General features: G+C 42.2%; 10 protein-coding genes. 8 read left to right on the forward strand and 2 right to left on the reverse strand.

Annotated features, from left to right (window positions below; translation table 11 throughout):
* Position 1: 1 nt before the first annotated feature.
* The 4 genes from J2S78_RS01380 to J2S78_RS01395 all read left to right on the forward strand — a co-directional run bounded on the left by J2S78_RS01380 (position 2) and on the right by J2S78_RS01395 (position 4,842).
* On the forward strand, positions 2–1,501 hold the full coding sequence (locus J2S78_RS01380) for a UxaA family hydrolase (protein WP_306895572.1): 1,500 nt from the start codon (positions 2–4) through the stop codon (positions 1,499–1,501).
* Between the two features lie 12 nt (positions 1,502–1,513).
* A complete protein-coding gene (locus tag J2S78_RS01385) occupies positions 1,514–3,037 on the forward strand; it encodes a tagaturonate reductase (RefSeq protein WP_306895573.1) in 1,524 nt (507 codons plus the stop codon).
* Positions 3,034–4,290 (forward strand): glucuronate isomerase, encoded by a 1,257-nt coding sequence (locus J2S78_RS01390; protein WP_306895574.1) that lies wholly within the window; start codon positions 3,034–3,036, stop codon positions 4,288–4,290. Before J2S78_RS01385 ends, J2S78_RS01390 begins: the two co-directional genes overlap by 4 nt.
* A gap of 231 nt (positions 4,291–4,521) precedes the next feature.
* Positions 4,522–4,842, forward strand: a complete 321-nt coding sequence (locus tag J2S78_RS01395; protein WP_306895575.1) for a four-helix bundle copper-binding protein — start codon at positions 4,522–4,524, stop codon at positions 4,840–4,842.
* Positions 4,843–5,048: 206 nt separating this feature from the next.
* On the opposite strand, the gene J2S78_RS01400 is transcribed toward J2S78_RS01395, so the two are convergent.
* Positions 5,049–7,157, reverse strand: a complete 2,109-nt coding sequence (locus J2S78_RS01400; protein WP_306895576.1) for a S8 family serine peptidase — start codon at positions 7,155–7,157, stop codon at positions 5,049–5,051.
* Between the two features lie 303 nt (positions 7,158–7,460).
* A complete protein-coding gene (locus J2S78_RS01405) occupies positions 7,461–8,510 on the reverse strand; it encodes a C40 family peptidase (RefSeq protein ID WP_306895577.1) in 1,050 nt (349 codons plus the stop codon).
* Between the two features lie 432 nt (positions 8,511–8,942).
* Here J2S78_RS01405 and J2S78_RS01410 point away from each other — a divergent pair, with 432 nt between their 5' ends.
* The 4 genes from J2S78_RS01410 to J2S78_RS01425 all read left to right on the forward strand — a co-directional run bounded on the left by J2S78_RS01410 (position 8,943) and on the right by J2S78_RS01425 (position 16,980).
* A complete protein-coding gene (locus tag J2S78_RS01410; protein ID WP_306895578.1) occupies positions 8,943–9,776 on the forward strand; it encodes a DUF6612 family protein in 834 nt (277 codons plus the stop codon).
* Between the two features lie 623 nt (positions 9,777–10,399).
* On the forward strand, positions 10,400–13,681 hold the full coding sequence (locus J2S78_RS01415; protein ID WP_306895579.1) for an S-layer homology domain-containing protein: 3,282 nt from the start codon (positions 10,400–10,402) through the stop codon (positions 13,679–13,681).
* Positions 13,682–13,749: 68 nt separating this feature from the next.
* Positions 13,750–14,157: a hypothetical protein gene (locus J2S78_RS01420; protein ID WP_306895580.1), complete on the forward strand. Its 408-nt coding sequence runs from the start codon at positions 13,750–13,752 to the stop codon at positions 14,155–14,157.
* A 582-nt stretch (positions 14,158–14,739) separates the two neighbouring features.
* On the forward strand, positions 14,740–16,980 hold the full coding sequence (locus J2S78_RS01425; RefSeq protein WP_306895581.1) for an O-antigen ligase family protein: 2,241 nt from the start codon (positions 14,740–14,742) through the stop codon (positions 16,978–16,980).
* The last annotated feature ends 45 nt before the right edge of the window (positions 16,981–17,025 follow it).

Raw genomic sequence — 17,025 nt, forward strand, 5'->3', positions numbered from 1 at the left:
AATGAAGGAACCAATTATTAAGATTAATGAATTGGACAATGTGGCTGTTGTTATTGATGAGGCAGAAAAAGGGACAAGATTGAGCTCAGGGGAGGTAACGGTGACACTTGAAGACGATATTCCCGCTGGTCATAAAGTGGCACTCGCGACCATTGCAGACGGGAGTAATATCGTGAAGTACGGAAATCCGATCGGGTGTGCGACAAGAGATATTCAAGCGGGAGAGTGGGTTCATTCTCATAATACGAAGACGAACTTAAGTGGAAAATTAGACTACAAATATGAGCCTCAGCAATCCGCGGAAAAAACGAACCCTAGAGAAACATTGACCTTTCAAGGTTATCGTCGAAAAAATGGGGAAGTTGGTATCCGCAATGAAATATGGATTATTAATACCGTCGGCTGTATTAATAAATCGGCAGAGCTGTTGGCTGATATGGCAACAAAGGAACTGCAGGATACGGATGAAGTGGATGGTGTGTTTCATTTTCCGCATCCATTTGGCTGTTCGCAGCTCGGCGATGATCTGACCAACACGCAGCGTGTACTATCGAGTTTGGTTCAGCATCCGAACGCAGTAGGTGTCGTCGTGATGGGGCTGGGCTGTGAAAATAACACAATTAAGTCTTTTCAAGAAATGGTTGGAGAAAAAGAGAATGGCAAGGTTGTCTATCTCGGCGCACAAGACGTCGAAGATGAAATTGAGGAAGGGCTGAATTTAATAGACGATTTGGTCAAATTTGCAAACGGTTTCAAAAGAGAAGAAGTCCCGATTTCCGAATTAAAAGTGGGCTTGAAATGCGGTGGATCGGATGGCTTGTCTGGTATAACAGGCAATCCGCTCGTCGGTTCTTTTTCCAACCGTCTCATTTCCCACGGGGGTACGACAATTTTAACGGAAGTGCCGGAAATGTTCGGAGCGGAGAAATTGTTAATGAACCGAGCCGAAAACGAGCAAGTTTTCGAAAATACAGTGAAACTAGTAAACGACTTTAAACAGTATTTTCTCGATCATGACCAGAATGTCTATGAAAACCCGTCGCCCGGTAATAAAGATGGCGGTATTACAACCTTGGAAGAAAAATCACTCGGATGTGTACAAAAAGGCGGAAATGCTACCGTGGTCGATGTGCTGGAGTACGCCGGCCGGGTGAAAACAAAAGGATTAAATCTATTACAAGGCCCCGGCAATGATCTCGTTTCGGTGACGAATCTTGCAGCAAGTGGTGCTCATATTGTTTTATTTACAACCGGACGCGGTACTCCGTTTGGCGGACCGGTTCCAACCGTAAAAATTTCGACAAACACGGCCCTTGCTACAAAGAAGAAGCGCTGGATTGATTTTAACGCTGGTGAATTTGTAGAAGGAAAGTCACTGGAGACACTGACGGATGAATTTATGGATGAAATGGTTGATTGGGCCTCTGGTACGAAACAGACGCGAAATGAAATGTATAACTTTAAAGAAATCGCGATTTTCAAGGACGGCGTTATTCTGTAAAGGAGGGTGAAGATGGAAAGGTTATCCTATGAATTTATGAAAAAGGACTTCAACGATCAACTCCAAGGCAGCGAACAACTTCCTGTAAAAGTATTGCAAGTAGGCGAAGGTAACTTCATGCGTGGTTTTTTTGACTGGATGATAGACCATATGAATAGGCAAGGTTTGTTCAATGGAAGAATTGTAGCCGTGCAGCCAACTCCGCATGGGAGAAAGCTACCTGATTTACAAGCACAAGATAACGCCTATACCGTACTATTGCGCGGACAACTCGATGGTCAAATCGTCGACCGCGCTGATATCATCACCGCTATTTCTGATTCAATGAATCCTTATGAAGAATGGGAGAAAGTTGTCGCAACCGCGTGCGAACCGACGCTCGAGATATTCGCATCCAACACGACAGAAGCAGGATTAACGTATCAAAAAGAGGAGTGGAATCCTGATGCTTCTCCGTTATCGTTTCCAGGAAAAGTAGCGCAGCTGTTGTATGAGAGGTACAAAGCATTTGACGGTGCAGCGGATAAAGGATTGATTTTTCTTCCGTGTGAATTAGTGGAACGAAACGGCGATGTACTAAAAGATATTGTATTACAAAAAATCGAGGACTGGTCGCTCGGGGAAACGTTTAAAACGTGGGTGCTCGAGCATAATGAATTTTGTCAAACATTGGTGGACCGCATTGTTACTGGTTATCCCGCGAACATTGAAGAATTTCAAACAAGACTCGGTTATGAAGATCGGCTTCTGACCGTTGCGGAACCTTACCACTTATTTGTCATCGAAGGCGGAGAACGCGCTTCATCTGTGCTGCCTTTTCAAGATGCAGGACTAAATGTCGCCTATGCTCCCGTTCAGGATTACGCCGAGTTGAAGATTCGGCTGTTGAATGCACCGCACACGATGGTGTTTGCGCTTGCCTATTTGTACGGTAAAGACAGTGTGTACGACTCGATGCGTAATCATGATATTCGTGCCTTTTTAGAAGGAGCGATGGATCAGGCGATTAAACCCGTCCTCCCGTATGAAAAAGAAGAGAAAAGTCATTTTGCCGCCGGGGTATTGGAACGCTTCGAAAACCCGTATCAGCGCCATTTATTAACCGATTTAGGTCAAAATGCGATCCAAAAATTCGAAACGCGCGTCCTGCCGCTCTGGAAACGCTGGGAAAACGACGGAGTGGCGCGGCATTATTTTGCCCTCGCGTTGGCAAGTATTCTTGTTTATTACCAACCAACGGAAAAAAATCAAGAAAAAGTCGAAGGTCGTGCGCTAAACCGGGTCATGCCGTTACGAGAATCCGAGCAGACGATAACGTTTATGTATGACTGCTGGGAACAAAACCACCTCGAGAACATTACCGTTTTCGAATTGGTAGCGCAATGTTTGGATAACGATGACATCTGGCAGGAGCCAATTATTGTTGATGACGAACAACGGCAGTGGATTGCTGATTATGTATCAGACTTTTTAGAAATAGGAGCCCAAAAAACCGTGCAGCAATTTAATGCGAAAATGAAGGAGGAAGTGCAATGACAATCACAACCGAAAAAGGTATCCGCAAAACAGTAGAAGAAGCCATTGATAATCAACCAATCACTGATATCCATACTCATCTCTTTTCCCCCAACTTTGGAGACATTTTGTTGTGGGACATCGATGAACTGCTCACTTACCACTATCTTGTCGCAGAAGTCATGCGCTGGACAGATATGGATGCCGCTTCTTTTTGGAGGTTAAATAAAAAAGAACAGGCTGAACTTATTTGGCAAAAATTATTTATCGAACGTACCCCCGTCAGTGAAGCCGCCCGCGGTGTACTAACAACCCTCCAAGAAATGGGGATAGACCCGAAAACGAAGAACCTGGACACCTATCGCGCAGAATTTGCCGGACGAACAGCAGAAGCACAAGTGCAAGCAGTAATGGAGCAGGCCAATGTTTCAAACATTGTCATGACAAATGATCCGTTTGATGAGCAGGAACGTGCTATTTGGCTGGATGGAATGAAACCGCAAGACAATTTTCACGCCGTTCTGAGAATCGATCCGCTGTTGAATGATTTTGAAAATACAAAAGAGTCTCTTCGTGCATGGGGATATGACATTCAAGAAAAGTGGAATGAGCAATCAATTGCAGAAGTGAATCGATTTTTAGAAGATTGGATCGGTATGATGAGCCCGCTTTATATGGCGGTATCTCTACCCCCGAGTTTTGCCTATCCAGAAGACAGTGACCGCGGCCGTATCATCCGTGACTGCATCTTACCTGTAACGAAAAAACATAACATCCCGTTTGCCCTCATGATTGGTGTGAAAAAACGGGTGAATCCAGATTTAATAGATGCCGGTGATTTTGTCGGAAAAGCTGATATAAGTGCTTTGGAAAACTTATTGGCTGAAAATCAGGAAAACAAATTTTTAGTTACGATGCTCTCCCGGGAGAACCAGCACGAACTCGCAGTGTTGGCCCGTAAATTCCGTCACCTTATGGTATTTGGGTGCTGGTGGTTCATGAACAACCCTGTCATTGTAAATGAAGTAACACGGATGCGGATGGAACTTCTAAACACAAGCTTCATCCCACAGCACTCCGACGCTCGAGTTCTAGAGCAAGTCGTCTACAAATGGAAACACACGAAGACGGTATTGAAAGACGTCTTAACCGAAAAATACGAAGACGTCCGTTCTACCGGTTGGCCGGTGACTAAAGAAGATATTGAAAAAGACGTCGCAGCCCTGTTCCAAGAAAATTTCTGGAACTTCCTAGAAAAAGATTTTCGTAGATAAAAGGTACATCGAGGTCCCGCTAATGGCAGCGGGGCCTATTTTTATGAAAATGGGCTCGAAAAGGCGGTCACGGGCTTGAAAAAATGGAAAAGTGTCCCGAAACCCAATGGAGCGGGCGCGAAAACGGTCAAACGTGTCCCGAAACCCCGAAAATGCGGAGCAATCACCCCCGTTTTACATAAAACCTGTCCCATAAGACAAACTAATAGTACAGTAAAGGAGGACGATAATATGACGTATGAAGAATGTATCCAAGCGTGCTTAGAATGCATGGAAGCCTGCAACCATTGTTATAGTGCGTGTTTACAAGAGCAGGATGTAGCAATGATGGCAGAATGTATCCGGCTGGACCGGGAGTGCGCGGACATTTGCGGATTCGCAGCCCAGGCAATGCAGCGCAACAGCCGATTTGCAAAAGAAATTTGTAACGTGTGTGCTCATGTATGTCAAGCGTGCGGAGATGAATGTGCCAAGCACGAGCACGACCATTGTCAGCGCTGTGCTGAAATCTGTCATCATTGTGCCAACGTCTGCCAAGATATGGCTTCCTAATATGACACGAAAAAGGATGTCTCCCTTTATACAGGGAAGACATCCTTTTTCTGTCTAACTAAGGTTTATTCAGTGGAAATAGGAATATTTTCCGCTTCGTACTTCTGTTGTTCTTTCATTCGATCTTATATATAGTATTCCCTCAACATTCAAGATAAAAACGATTAACTGAAAAACGGAAAACCTTTCTGGTGAATGCACTTTATTTATTCTTGCAAGTGACTGCCTAATTCATAAAAGATACTGGCAAACTGAGCTCGAGTAAGGGTTTCATTGGGGCGAAATGTATTATCATCATAACCATTCACGATGTCATGCTCCGCAAGATATGCGATAGTCTCAGCGCCTGTCGTGTCCGGGTCGACATCTTCAAATCCGGTGTCCGTACTGTCCTGTTGCAAGTGAAAGACATTTCCTAAAATCGCCGCCATCTGTCCACGAGTAATTCCATCATTGGGACGGAACGTGCCATCTGAAAATCCAGAAATATACCCTTTGTCTGTCGCCATTTCAATAAAGCCAGAACCGAAATAACTTTCCGATACATCAGAAAAATTAGTGTCTGCAGGAGTATTATCCCACTCCAACAGTCTACCAATCATCGCCAAGGATTGTCCACGCCGCACCGTTTCACTGGGACGGAATTCTCCGTCACTACCTTGAATGATGCCACGCGCACTCAGCTCCTCAATGGAATGGGCGGCCCAGTAATCGGCATTCACATCATCAAACGCAGGTGTGGATTCGACACGGTCCGGCCATGAAAAACTGTTTTCGTCATCCGCCGTATCGTTCGTTTCAACCGTCACTTCGACAGCTTCACTTTTATCGGATTCTTCGTCGTTTTCGTTTATCGCCGCCACTTCGTACTGATAGGTGCCAGCTGAGACATTTTCATCTGTATAAGACGCCTCATCAGACACAGTATCTATTAATTCCCCATCACGAAAGATGGAGTAGCTGATTTGTTCATCCACGCTATCCCAGGAAATCGAGATATTAGCGGAACCGTCTTGATTGTAAGATACGTCGGTATTGACGTTAGAAGGAGTCTCTAAGTCTTCCTCAGGAACGTCGATAGGATTGTCGCTAATAGGGTTCTCGTCAATATCTTCTTCGACCGGCTGCTCCTCATCTTCCCCTTCTTCTGTATCTTTCTCTTTATCAATATCCACATCAGAAAAATCGGGGATCTGCAGCAAGCCATAACCGTATTTATCATCTCGTCCGTCTTCCCCTAAATCAAGTGCTTCGTCATGAAGCATCTCCCGTAACGTTGAAGCATCTGCATTAGGATAGGCTTCTTTCAACAATGCAAAACCGCCTACAACAAAAGGGGAAGCCATCGATGTACCACTAAGCGGACCAAATGAACTTCCTTTATAGGTGCTTACAATATCAACCCCAGGTGCCGCTAATTCAACGGCATCCCCAGCTGCTGAAAAATAGGCTCGCTCATTATTCTCATCAACCGCACCAACGGCTACGACGGAGTCAAATCGCGCCGGATATTCGACTCGATTGCCTGAACTAGACGATTCTCCGCGGTTACCGGAAGCGGCTACAACGATGGTGTCATTCTCGTACGCCTCATCAACGATGGATTCCATAGCGTTTGAGTGTTGAATCATTCCAAAACTCATATTAATGACATCGACGTCCTGCTCGACTGCCCATTCCATTCCGTTTAACATTTGTGATAGGGTACCACTACCTGCCTCATCCAATACTTTTACAGCGTATAAATCAACATCAGGAGCCACTCCGACTAATCCTTCGCTCGGTTGATTAGCGGCAATAACTCCAGCTGTATGAGAACCGTGCCCATTGTCATCGTCATAAGAGTCCGTGTAAGATACGGCAGAATAACCTCCTTCTACATCCAAGGAAGGGTGGGACGTGCTGATTCCTGTGTCAACAACGGCAACATCGACTCCTTCACCGGTCACGTTGTGTTCAGCTGCGTCCGTTGCTTTCACCTGATCAAGTCCATCATTTCGGAGCTCTGTCTCTTCTTCAGCATCCACCTGTATTTCCTCATCCACCTCTACATACTCTACCTCGGCGTGATTCGAAAGCAATGCCGCTTCCTCTTCGGTCATTGTTACGGCTGCTGCTTCAATGCTCTCCCATACATCTTTCGTTTCGCCTCCCACTTCTTCCATTAATTCTCTATCTAATGAGTCGTAAAATCCAACAATATATGTATCTTCTATGTTCTCGTTTGATTCTGTCGATTCTTGTGCCGCTCCGCCCAAAGGATAGGACAAAAGAAGAACTGAGGCTGCCACTGTCTGTATGATTCTATGCTTCATAAATATCCCCGCTTTCTCATTCTGTATTTTCTCTTCTTCCATACTAAACGAATAAACAATAGATTGGTAGAATTCTCCTTAAAATAAATAGAAAAAATCATAATAAACCCATGTTTAAAAAAGAACAGAATCGGCTATAACAGAAAATAGATAGACAGAAAAAAAGCTACACCTTGGAAGTGCCCGCTTTTCTGATAAAACTTGAAAACGCTATGGAAGGTTTATTCCTATATGGCCACCCCTGCCATCTTCATAAACCTAAAAAAAGACCCGCCTAATGGCGAGTCTCCCCTTATTGCTACATTATAATTCCAATGCACTATCAAGGAAAACAGAGAAGTGGGCACGTGTTGTTTCTCGGTTTGGTTCAAATTCTCCGTCTTCATTTCCAGTTGTAATACCGCTTCCTGCTAGTGCTTGAATGTGTTTGTAATAAGTGTGATCTTGTTCAACGTCAGCGAATTCTCCATCGTACTCACTGCCTTCAAGTTCGAAAGCACGGTAGAAAACAACAGCCATGTGCTGGCGAGTCATCGGCTCATCAGGCATGAAGTTTCCATCAGAGTCTCCTGTAATAATTCCAGCTTCGTTCACCGCTTTGATTGCTGTTGCATGGGTGTGGTCTGCGTCTACATCAGAGAATTCAGTCTCACTGCCTGTCCGTTCTAAGTCCAAAGCTTTCATCAGTAACGTAGCAGCTTGTCCTCTTGTAATATTATCAGAAGGTTTGAACGTGCTGTTGTCATAACCGTTGATAATGCCATCTTCACCAAGGGTTGTTATGCTTTCGTAAGCCCAGTAATCTTCATCTACATCGTGATATTCTCCGTCAGGAAGAGTTTCTAACGTTTCTGACTTAACAGCAGCTGTTTTAGCTTCCTTCGTCTCTTCATTAGAATCACTAATCACTCGTTTTGCTCCTAAGTAACGATCTCCCCAGTAGTACGGATCATTAATGCTTGAAATGCTTATTCCGTTTGAAGAAGAGGAGTGAATAAACTGTTGATTTCCTATGTAAATGCCGTTATGAGATACTGACGAGCCATTATGAGAAAAGAAAACCAAATCGCCTTTTTGAAGGTTGGACTTCGAAACAGAAGTTCCTACATTGTATTGTTGGGATGATGTTCTCGGAAGATCAATCCCTTCTTTACTAAATACATACCCCGTGAATCCGGAACAATCAAATCCGCTCGGTGTTGTTCCTCCGTAACTGTAAGGTGTTCCTAAATGTTTCCTCGCTTCTGCTACGATGTTGTCCGCAGTTGAGGCATCTGCCGTTCCAGGCTGCAACGCAAATGCAGACAATAGCATAACGAGACTGAGTAATCCTGCTAAACTCTTTTTGACCACCGTTGGCCACCCCTTTCTGTACCTTTTTAATCTATGTTCTATTGTTAATGTCGAAGTTTGTTGGATTGCTATGTCTATTTGAACACAATTATCAGTCTAGCATGTAAAAAGGCCTTATGAGTTTACAGTTTAATAACAAGATAAAGACATAATGATACAAATATCCTATATATCCAGCAACATTCGCTTGTACAATGTCTTAAAAATTGCTTCATGTCGTTTCTGTCTACTGTCATAAAGGCATGTTAAAAAGTAGCATAGTTTTGTAATTTTTCTGTAACATAAATAATTTTTTCACATGATTTTTGTAACTTTTTGATAGGAAAGTACCAAAGTCTTACAAAAAACGTTTTTTGCCTTTTCGAGCTGGCGGTTGTAAAATAGCATTGAATATCAATACATCAAACCAAACGAATTTAGGAGACTATACATATGAAGAAAATGAAAAAAGTAGCTCTTGTGATGGCAGGAGCTAGCACTTTATTGATGAGTGCATGCGGTGACAGAGAGCTTCCTGAGGAGATATATGCAGATGCTATGACGGCGATGGAGGACCTCGACAGTGTGTACTTCACTTACTCGAACACACTAAATGCAGAAGAAGATGGAGTCAGCACATTTACACGAGGGGCGCTTCAGTATGACGATCCGCTGCAAGGCTACCTGGAAACGAATTTAAATGTCATTGACATTAGCGATCCGGTTGAAATGGATTTGCGGGTGGACGGTAATAATATAGAAATTCGCGAAGGAGAAGAGTGGGAACCTCATGATACGAACACAGAAGAAATGAGCACGATGCTGCGCCCGGAAGAAGAATTATCGTTTTTCCTTCCATTTGAAAGTGAATTTCTAATGAAGGAAGTAACAGACATGGAAGAAACCGATGATTATTATGAAGTTTCTTTTAAAGGAACAGATGAACGTCACTACAGTTTAGTAGAAAAGAAATTAAAAAATCTCGGTGTTACTTCCTCTTCATCAGACGGTTTGACAGATGAACAACTCGATTCGCTTCAACTTGATGGTATCGAAATGACTGCCTTTATCGACCAGGAAACGAAACGATTGAACGGCTACGATACACGTTTTCGATTTACAATAGAAATAGGCGGCGAATTACAATCATTTGATGAAATCACGAATGTCCGCTATCAAGACCATAACGACGTCGATGGAAATCTTGAAAGTTATATGGAAGAAAAATTAAAAGAAATTGAACAGGAACAAATGGAAGAACAAGAATCAGAAGAAAACAATTCCTAACAATAGAAGGAAAGTATCATAATTTGAAGCCAGCCTGCGTAACCATACGAAGGCTGGCTTTTTAATGAAACAAAGTGCATTTCTTGTTAGTAATACTTATTAAATCCGTGTAAATCTCGTGACAGAGTTGTAAACTCTATGTTTTAATATGAAAAGCGAGGCAAACATTACCAGTGAAAAACCATCTAACGAACCAATGACATTTTTAGACAAGGGCTATAAGACTCTGAAAATCTCGAAGAATAGTGGGAATAACATGTATATTCTATTAAGAAGAGATTACAGAAGAAAATCATGGTAGCAATTATAGGGAAAATGTTGTAGAATTCTTGTAAATGGCGTCAAAATATGATGTAATCTATCATACGAACTATTTTGTGCCACAATTGCAATAAATAAACTCACCATGAATTGACAGCCCATGATTTGGCAAGTATAATAATTTATGCAGTTTTTTAGAAAAAAATGAGAAACTAACGGACGGATGCGTTTTCATTGATGATTCCGATGACCCGATAGATGATCGTTGAGGAACCAGATGACGTGAGCGTCTCTGAAAGTTAGAAAATAGTATTCTATCAAAACTGAGATAGAGTACTTAATAAAAGGAGGAAGTATTGCATATGGCTTATCAACCTAAGTCTTACCGCAAGTTTCTAGCAACATCTGTTTCTGCCGCAATGGTAGCAACAACATTTGGTGCTGTTGTACCTGCGGACGTACAACAAGCAGATGCAGCTGAGTCATTCAGTGATGTATCTAACGATCATTGGGCTTCTGAGTCCATCCAGCGTTTGGCTAACGAAGGTATCATCAACGGGTACCCAGATGGTACATACGGTCCAACAGAAGATATTTCTCGCGGACAGGTAGCAGAATTGCTTGTAAACGCATTTGATCTTGAAGTAGATGAAAATGCAGAGTCTTCTTTTGAAGACCTTAACGATGACAGTTATTCCACACCATTCGCTGAAGCAGTGGCGGAAGCTGGATACATCGAAGGCCGCGAAAATAACACAGAGTTTGCTGCAAGTAGAGATCTTACTCGTGAGCAAATGGCTACTATTCTAGTTCGTGCGTTTGAACTTGAACCAGTAGAAGACACTGAAGCAAACGTGAACGATCTTGATAATGCACACGAAAGCCACAAAGAAAACATCGAGATTCTTTCTCAGCATGGAATTACTGAGACTGAAGATGGAAACTTCCGTCCAAAAGAAACAGTAAACCGTGCTCAATTCGCTACTTTCTTGGATCGTGCCCTTGATGTTCAAGAGCCTCTTGCAATTTCTGAAGTGAATGCTCTTACTGATGACGGTCACGTATTGGAAGTTAATTTCAACAGACCGTACACTGAAGACATTGACAGCTCTGATGTGCGTATTTCTGAGGCAGACAGTGGAGAGCGCAAAGGTGTTGAGGATGTAGAACTTTCATCCGACCGTCAATCTGCTGAAATCACTCTTTATGACAACACAAGTGAAGATGCTCCAGCTGAAATTGAGCGTTTGACTAACTATGATCTTCAAATTGGAGACCTTGAAACAACATTTGCTCGCCCACAGTACTGGAATTACGATGACGATGGCGCCCATGTTGAATCCGTAGACAAAGAGAACCGTGAAATTGAAGTACTCGATAAAACATTGGAAGTGCCGGAAGACATGGACTTCAACTTCCAGGCAGCGCTTGGACAGCAGGTTAACGTATGGTTCGATGGTGACGATGTTGTAGAAGACATTGAAATTGTATCTGAAGCAGTCACCGATGCTGTTGAAGTTGACGGAGACGAAATTTCCACTATCAATGAAAACGGCGATACTGAAAGTTATGAACTGACAGAAGATACAGAGTTCATCGAAGAATACGGCACTGATGATGAAGATGATAAAGTTGGTGCAGAGGACATTGAAGCAAACTACGACGGTAATGAATACGACTACGCAAAAGTTATTCTGGATGACAATGGTGATGTAGCACGCGTTTACGCTTACACCATGGCTCCTGAAGATTCTTTTGCTGTAGAAGAAGTTGATGGAAATGTCGCTATCGGTTATGGCGGCGAAGAAGTAGATCTTGAAGACTACACTATTGTTAAAGACGGTCAAGGTATTTCCATAGATGACATCGAGCAGGATGACTTCATCATGTTTAATGAAGATGCTCATGAAGACGGCTTGGCAGTCGTTTACAATGACACAGTAACTGGTGAAATCGATAGTGTTTATAAAGATTCCTTCGACCTTGAAGGCGAAAACTACGATTATGTAGATGGCGCACAGTATCTTGATGAGGACAATAATAAAGAAACCCTCAATGAAGACGGCGCTGAAAGTCTTCAGGAAGGCGGCGAAGTAGAAGCGTACTTCAACGCCCGCGGCGAAATTATCCTTGTTAAAGGAACAGAAGGAACTGTAGAAGATGAGTACACTGCTGCATACACTACAGCGTCCATCGAAGCTTATCAAGATAACCTGAACAACGACCGCATGGAAATTGAAGTTGCTACTAAAGATGGCGAAGAGCTTTATGACATCGGCGTTGACGATCTCGATGAATTTGTCGTCCAGCAAAACGGTGACGACCTCGAATTCGAAGATGGAGACGACGCTCCGAGCGGAGACTTTGAAATCGACAGCTTTGAAGTACGCGCCGCTGACGGCACAGACTTCCCGACATCTTCTTTTGACGTTGTAGCCGTCGGTGAAAACGACGACGGAGATGAGTTTGAAGAAGTGATTTATGAAGTTCGTGACAACGATATGCTCGTAGGTCTTTCAACAAATGAAGACAACGAACTTCAAGGTCTTAAATTCTTTGAAACAGACGAAAATGGTGTGGATGTAGAGTATGACGACAGCTATGCTGCCGGCAAGAGTCTTGGCAATTCCACAACCGTTGTAGGTCTTGAAGAAACTCTTGCAGATGGTGAGTATCCTGACGCTGAAGATGTATCCTTCCAAAATTGGGAGCAGATTCAGGAAGATGGAACAGACCTCGATGACGCATCCGTTTATTACGATGATGAAGATAACGCCACGCATCTCTTTGTAGAAGACTTTGAAGCTGGTGAAACATCAGATGAAACAGCGTTGATTAAGCGTCTCGATGTTAACACAGATAATGAAATCGATCGTCTTGTAGCACTTGTTGATGGTGAAGAAGTCACGTATGACGTTGATTCGTTGGACGAGGACGCTGCAGCAGAAGGTGACATTGTGAATCTTGTTGTCAATGACAATAACGACGAAGTCACTGAAATTCAGCAGCTGAGTGATGCTGACGTTGACGGTGAGATTGTGTCGGGTACAATTGCTACCGATGGCGTAAGTGTTTCCGATGATACGGTTGAATTCGAAGACGGAACGGTCGTTGAGCTTGAAAGCAATGGAGGAGTTTATGATTCCACTGATGCTGACGCGGACGACTACTCCGTAGAAAGCCTGCGCGATCTTGAAGAAGGCGACTATGTAAGAGCAGCCCTAGTTGACGAAGGAAGCAGATTCGCTGACGTTATCGCTCTTTCGAATGAACCTGAAGGCGTTACTGCAAATCTAAGTTTTGAAGAAGTTACAGCGACTTCTGAAACTGGTGTGAGTGAAATTAAGCTTTCGTTTTCTGAAGAAGCTGATGTAGATGGTGATTCTTTCACTGTTACAAATGATAGTGGAGATGACATCAGTGTGACAGAAGGAACGTATGAAGACGCTACAGATTCTACTACTGGTAGCTATGCTTACACTGGTTCTACCGTGAGTGTTTATGTTTACGGATATAACGAATCAGAAGACGGAAATCCACTGGATATAGACTTCAGTGCTAATAACTTCTTTAATGATTCCGTTAACTTTACAGATTCAACTGTAACAGTTGATGTTTATAATCAAAATGAAGTAACTGAGTAATAATAACTTAGTTATTCCTGAAGAGTGGGCCTCGCGCTCACTCTTTTTTTCTAGTAAGGAGAATGAAAATGAAACGGTTCGCTTTATTTCTCGCCGCTTCTATTCTTGTGGTTTTAATTATGGGAGCCTGTTCGAATGAGAGTGACTCCTCTGGTCCCGGGATTGTATTTGGAGAAGTGACAGGAGAAAATGAAATTCAGGCTGGTAATGTTTTTCAGGTTGGCGAAAAAGTTAATTTCTTGATAGAGACTGAATCCTCTATTGGGCAGGAACAACTGAATGTTCAATTAAATATATTGAATCCGGACGATGAATGGGAACAGGTGTCAAGTAATACGATGCAGGTGAATCCAGATGCTACTCAGGTCATGAATGGCTTGAATGCCGGCATTTTTGAACAACTTGGACCGGGAGCGTATCAATTGGAAATTGATTTAGGGGAAGATACGATAAAAGGTGATTTTGTGGTGGAATAAAGTAAAATTTAATGTAAACTTTTACTTCTTTTCATGAATGAATCATTTCTAAAATTAGATATATCATTTACAGCTCTCTTTTCGTAGTAGGAAAGAGAGCTGTTTCACATAAATGCCTTGATATAGAAGTCTATCTATTTTTCGTTTATATATAAAAATTAGATTGTTTTTGTGCTCTTACCGATGACGGTCACGTTCTTTCTGTTGAATTAACTAGACCGTATCGTGAAACCCTAGATAGCTCTGATATTCGCATTGCTGAAAGCGACAGCAGATAGCGCAAAGGTGTTCAGGATGTTGAATTAGCATGCTATGTCAATCAGCAGAAGTTACTCTTTACGAAGCGGGGATTCATAAAGGATCCCGCTTCCTTTTTTTAATTACGGATAGAGACTAAGAGTAGTAGAATTTTTCTCTTTCTTGGATTTTTGGAACAAGGATAATATGAAATTCAACTGTTTTTATCATCATTGCTGGCATCTATGTGGAGATAATAGAAATAAATCCCGGAAAACTGTTCGTTACGAAGGTTGAAAATGGTATAATGCCCCTTGAAATAAATATTAGCTTGGAGGCTGTGACATGGTGCATTGGATTGTGTTTCTTATCATTGGTGTATCCTTTTTTGTTTCTTCTTATAATCAAGGACTTTTTTATGATCAACATATATATGTATGGCAAGTGGGAATGTCGATTCTGTTTTTAGGCTACGTTTTATACTTATTTTTCAAGAAAAAAGAAACAATACCGTATCTATATCTTATCGTGTTTCTGATTCCTCTCTGTTATTTGTTGTCGTTCACGAATGCGGTGACGATGCAGGGGGCATTTGATCAGTTTATTCAGTGGATGCTATTTGCAATGTTTTTCTTTGTTTTAGTTAGTTTGAAGAAAAATATGCCGTCTATTCAAACAGGAATGCTGGTTTTATTGCAGCTATTTGGCTTATTTATTGCGTTTCTACCGTTTCTAACATCGTGGGAGTGGTTAGAGTATAATGACGCTATTCTTAGCCGTCGTTTTTCTAGTGTATTTCAATACCCGAATACGTATGCTGCGGTGACGATGGCACTCTTGCTGTTCAATATAATGTATATGTCCATCAAACGACATTCGGCATTATCGATTATTTTATTTAGTTTACCAGTTGTGTTATATGCTTCTACCTTGTTTTTATCTCTATCAAGAGGAGCTATGATTCTATTACCGATTATTTGGTTTGTCGGTTTATGCTGTCTTTCTTTCGTGGGGCAGGTGAAATATATACTATATACAATGATTGCTTTTGTCGGTGGTTTTGTGTTCTTTATGTTCTTCTCCAATGAGTGGGGGACGTTTGAGACGACAGGTCAAATCATTGCCCTTTTGCTTGTTAGTTTACTAAGTACTGCTCTTGTGTTTGTCATACATCAAGGGTTGAATGTGAAAGCTAATCTAACATTGTCGAATAAAAAACTACGATACATCTTTCCAATCGCAAGCTTTGTTGGTGGTGTTGCGCTTGTACTTGATTTTGTTTATAAAGGCGTCATCTACAACCTCCTTCCGGAAAATGTTCAAAATCGTATAAACAATATCGGCTATGAGACGATATTTGAAGATGGACGATTAACGTTTTTCTTCGATGCGCTGGATATGTTTAAAAATGCTCCAATTATAGGTTGGGGCGGTGATGGCTGGAGTATTCTTTACCATGACTATCAAACCGAACCTTATGTTAGTAATGAAGTTCATAGTGTGCTGTTGGAGCAGTTGTTAAATATCGGTTTACTAGGTTTTGTCGTTTGGATAGGTGTGCTCGTTCTGTTTGTAGTTGTAAGTATAAAGGCCTTTAAGCAAAGTGCTGATGGGATAGTGCCGGCGGGTCTTATTGCCCTTATGATGTTGTTAGGGCATGGCGCGATTGATTTTGACTTTTCATTTGCGTCGATATGGCTTTTGTTCTTTCTGATTTTTGCAATGGTTGTGCCGGGGCAGCCAGAATTTCCAACCTTTTCGATGGAAAAATATAAGCGTCCTGCAGCAATTGGCGCGTCCGTCTTGGCTACGGTGTTGGTCATTATTTCATCGATTTATGCGTTCCGGTTTGAAGCAGCGCAGCGAACGGCGCAAGCGAATACGCAATCATCAAATAAGGAGGAAGTGTTGGAGGGATTGAGTGAGGCAAGAGACTTGAATCCGTACAGGCTTGATTATGTTGTTAATCAGGCAAGTACAGCGGTGGAGCTACGGAATGAAGATTTAACACTTGAATTGAGTAATCAATTCACTAATGTTCAGCCATTGAGTGGAACGGCTTGGATGCAGAGCGGAAACAGTTACGCCTCTTTTGGCTATATAGACGAAGCAGTAAAGAGATATAAGCAGGCACTCGAATATGACCCGTTTAATACAGGTATTTATGAACGGATGATACGTTTAACGTCTGGAGAGGCGGCTAGCTTGAAGCAAAATGGGAAGGACGAAGAGGCCTCCAACGTTGCCGATCAAGCAACCGAAACGTATGAACAATATACCAACACGACGTTGGAGTTTCGGCAAAATCCTGAATCTAATTATAAAGATTTAGATTTAAACAAATCATCAAGGTTTCTGGCTGGACAGGCCTATATGATAAATGAAGAATATGATTCTGGTATAGAAGTACTGAATACGATTGGGAAGGCGGAAGAAGACATATATCTACGTGCGCAGGCACTTGTTATTCATGCTCTCGAAAAGCAAGGGAAAGACGAACAATCGAAGAAAAAATATAATCAACTTAAAAACCAAAATGACAAAGCAACTTCTTATTATGAAGCTTATACCCCCTTTTTTAAGTAATACTGTGTCGATATGTCGAAAAATGTATGATAAAATAGAAAAATA

The organism is Salibacterium salarium (assembly GCF_030813635.1).
GTDB classification, from domain to species: domain Bacteria; phylum Bacillota; class Bacilli; order Bacillales; family Marinococcaceae; genus Salibacterium; species Salibacterium salarium.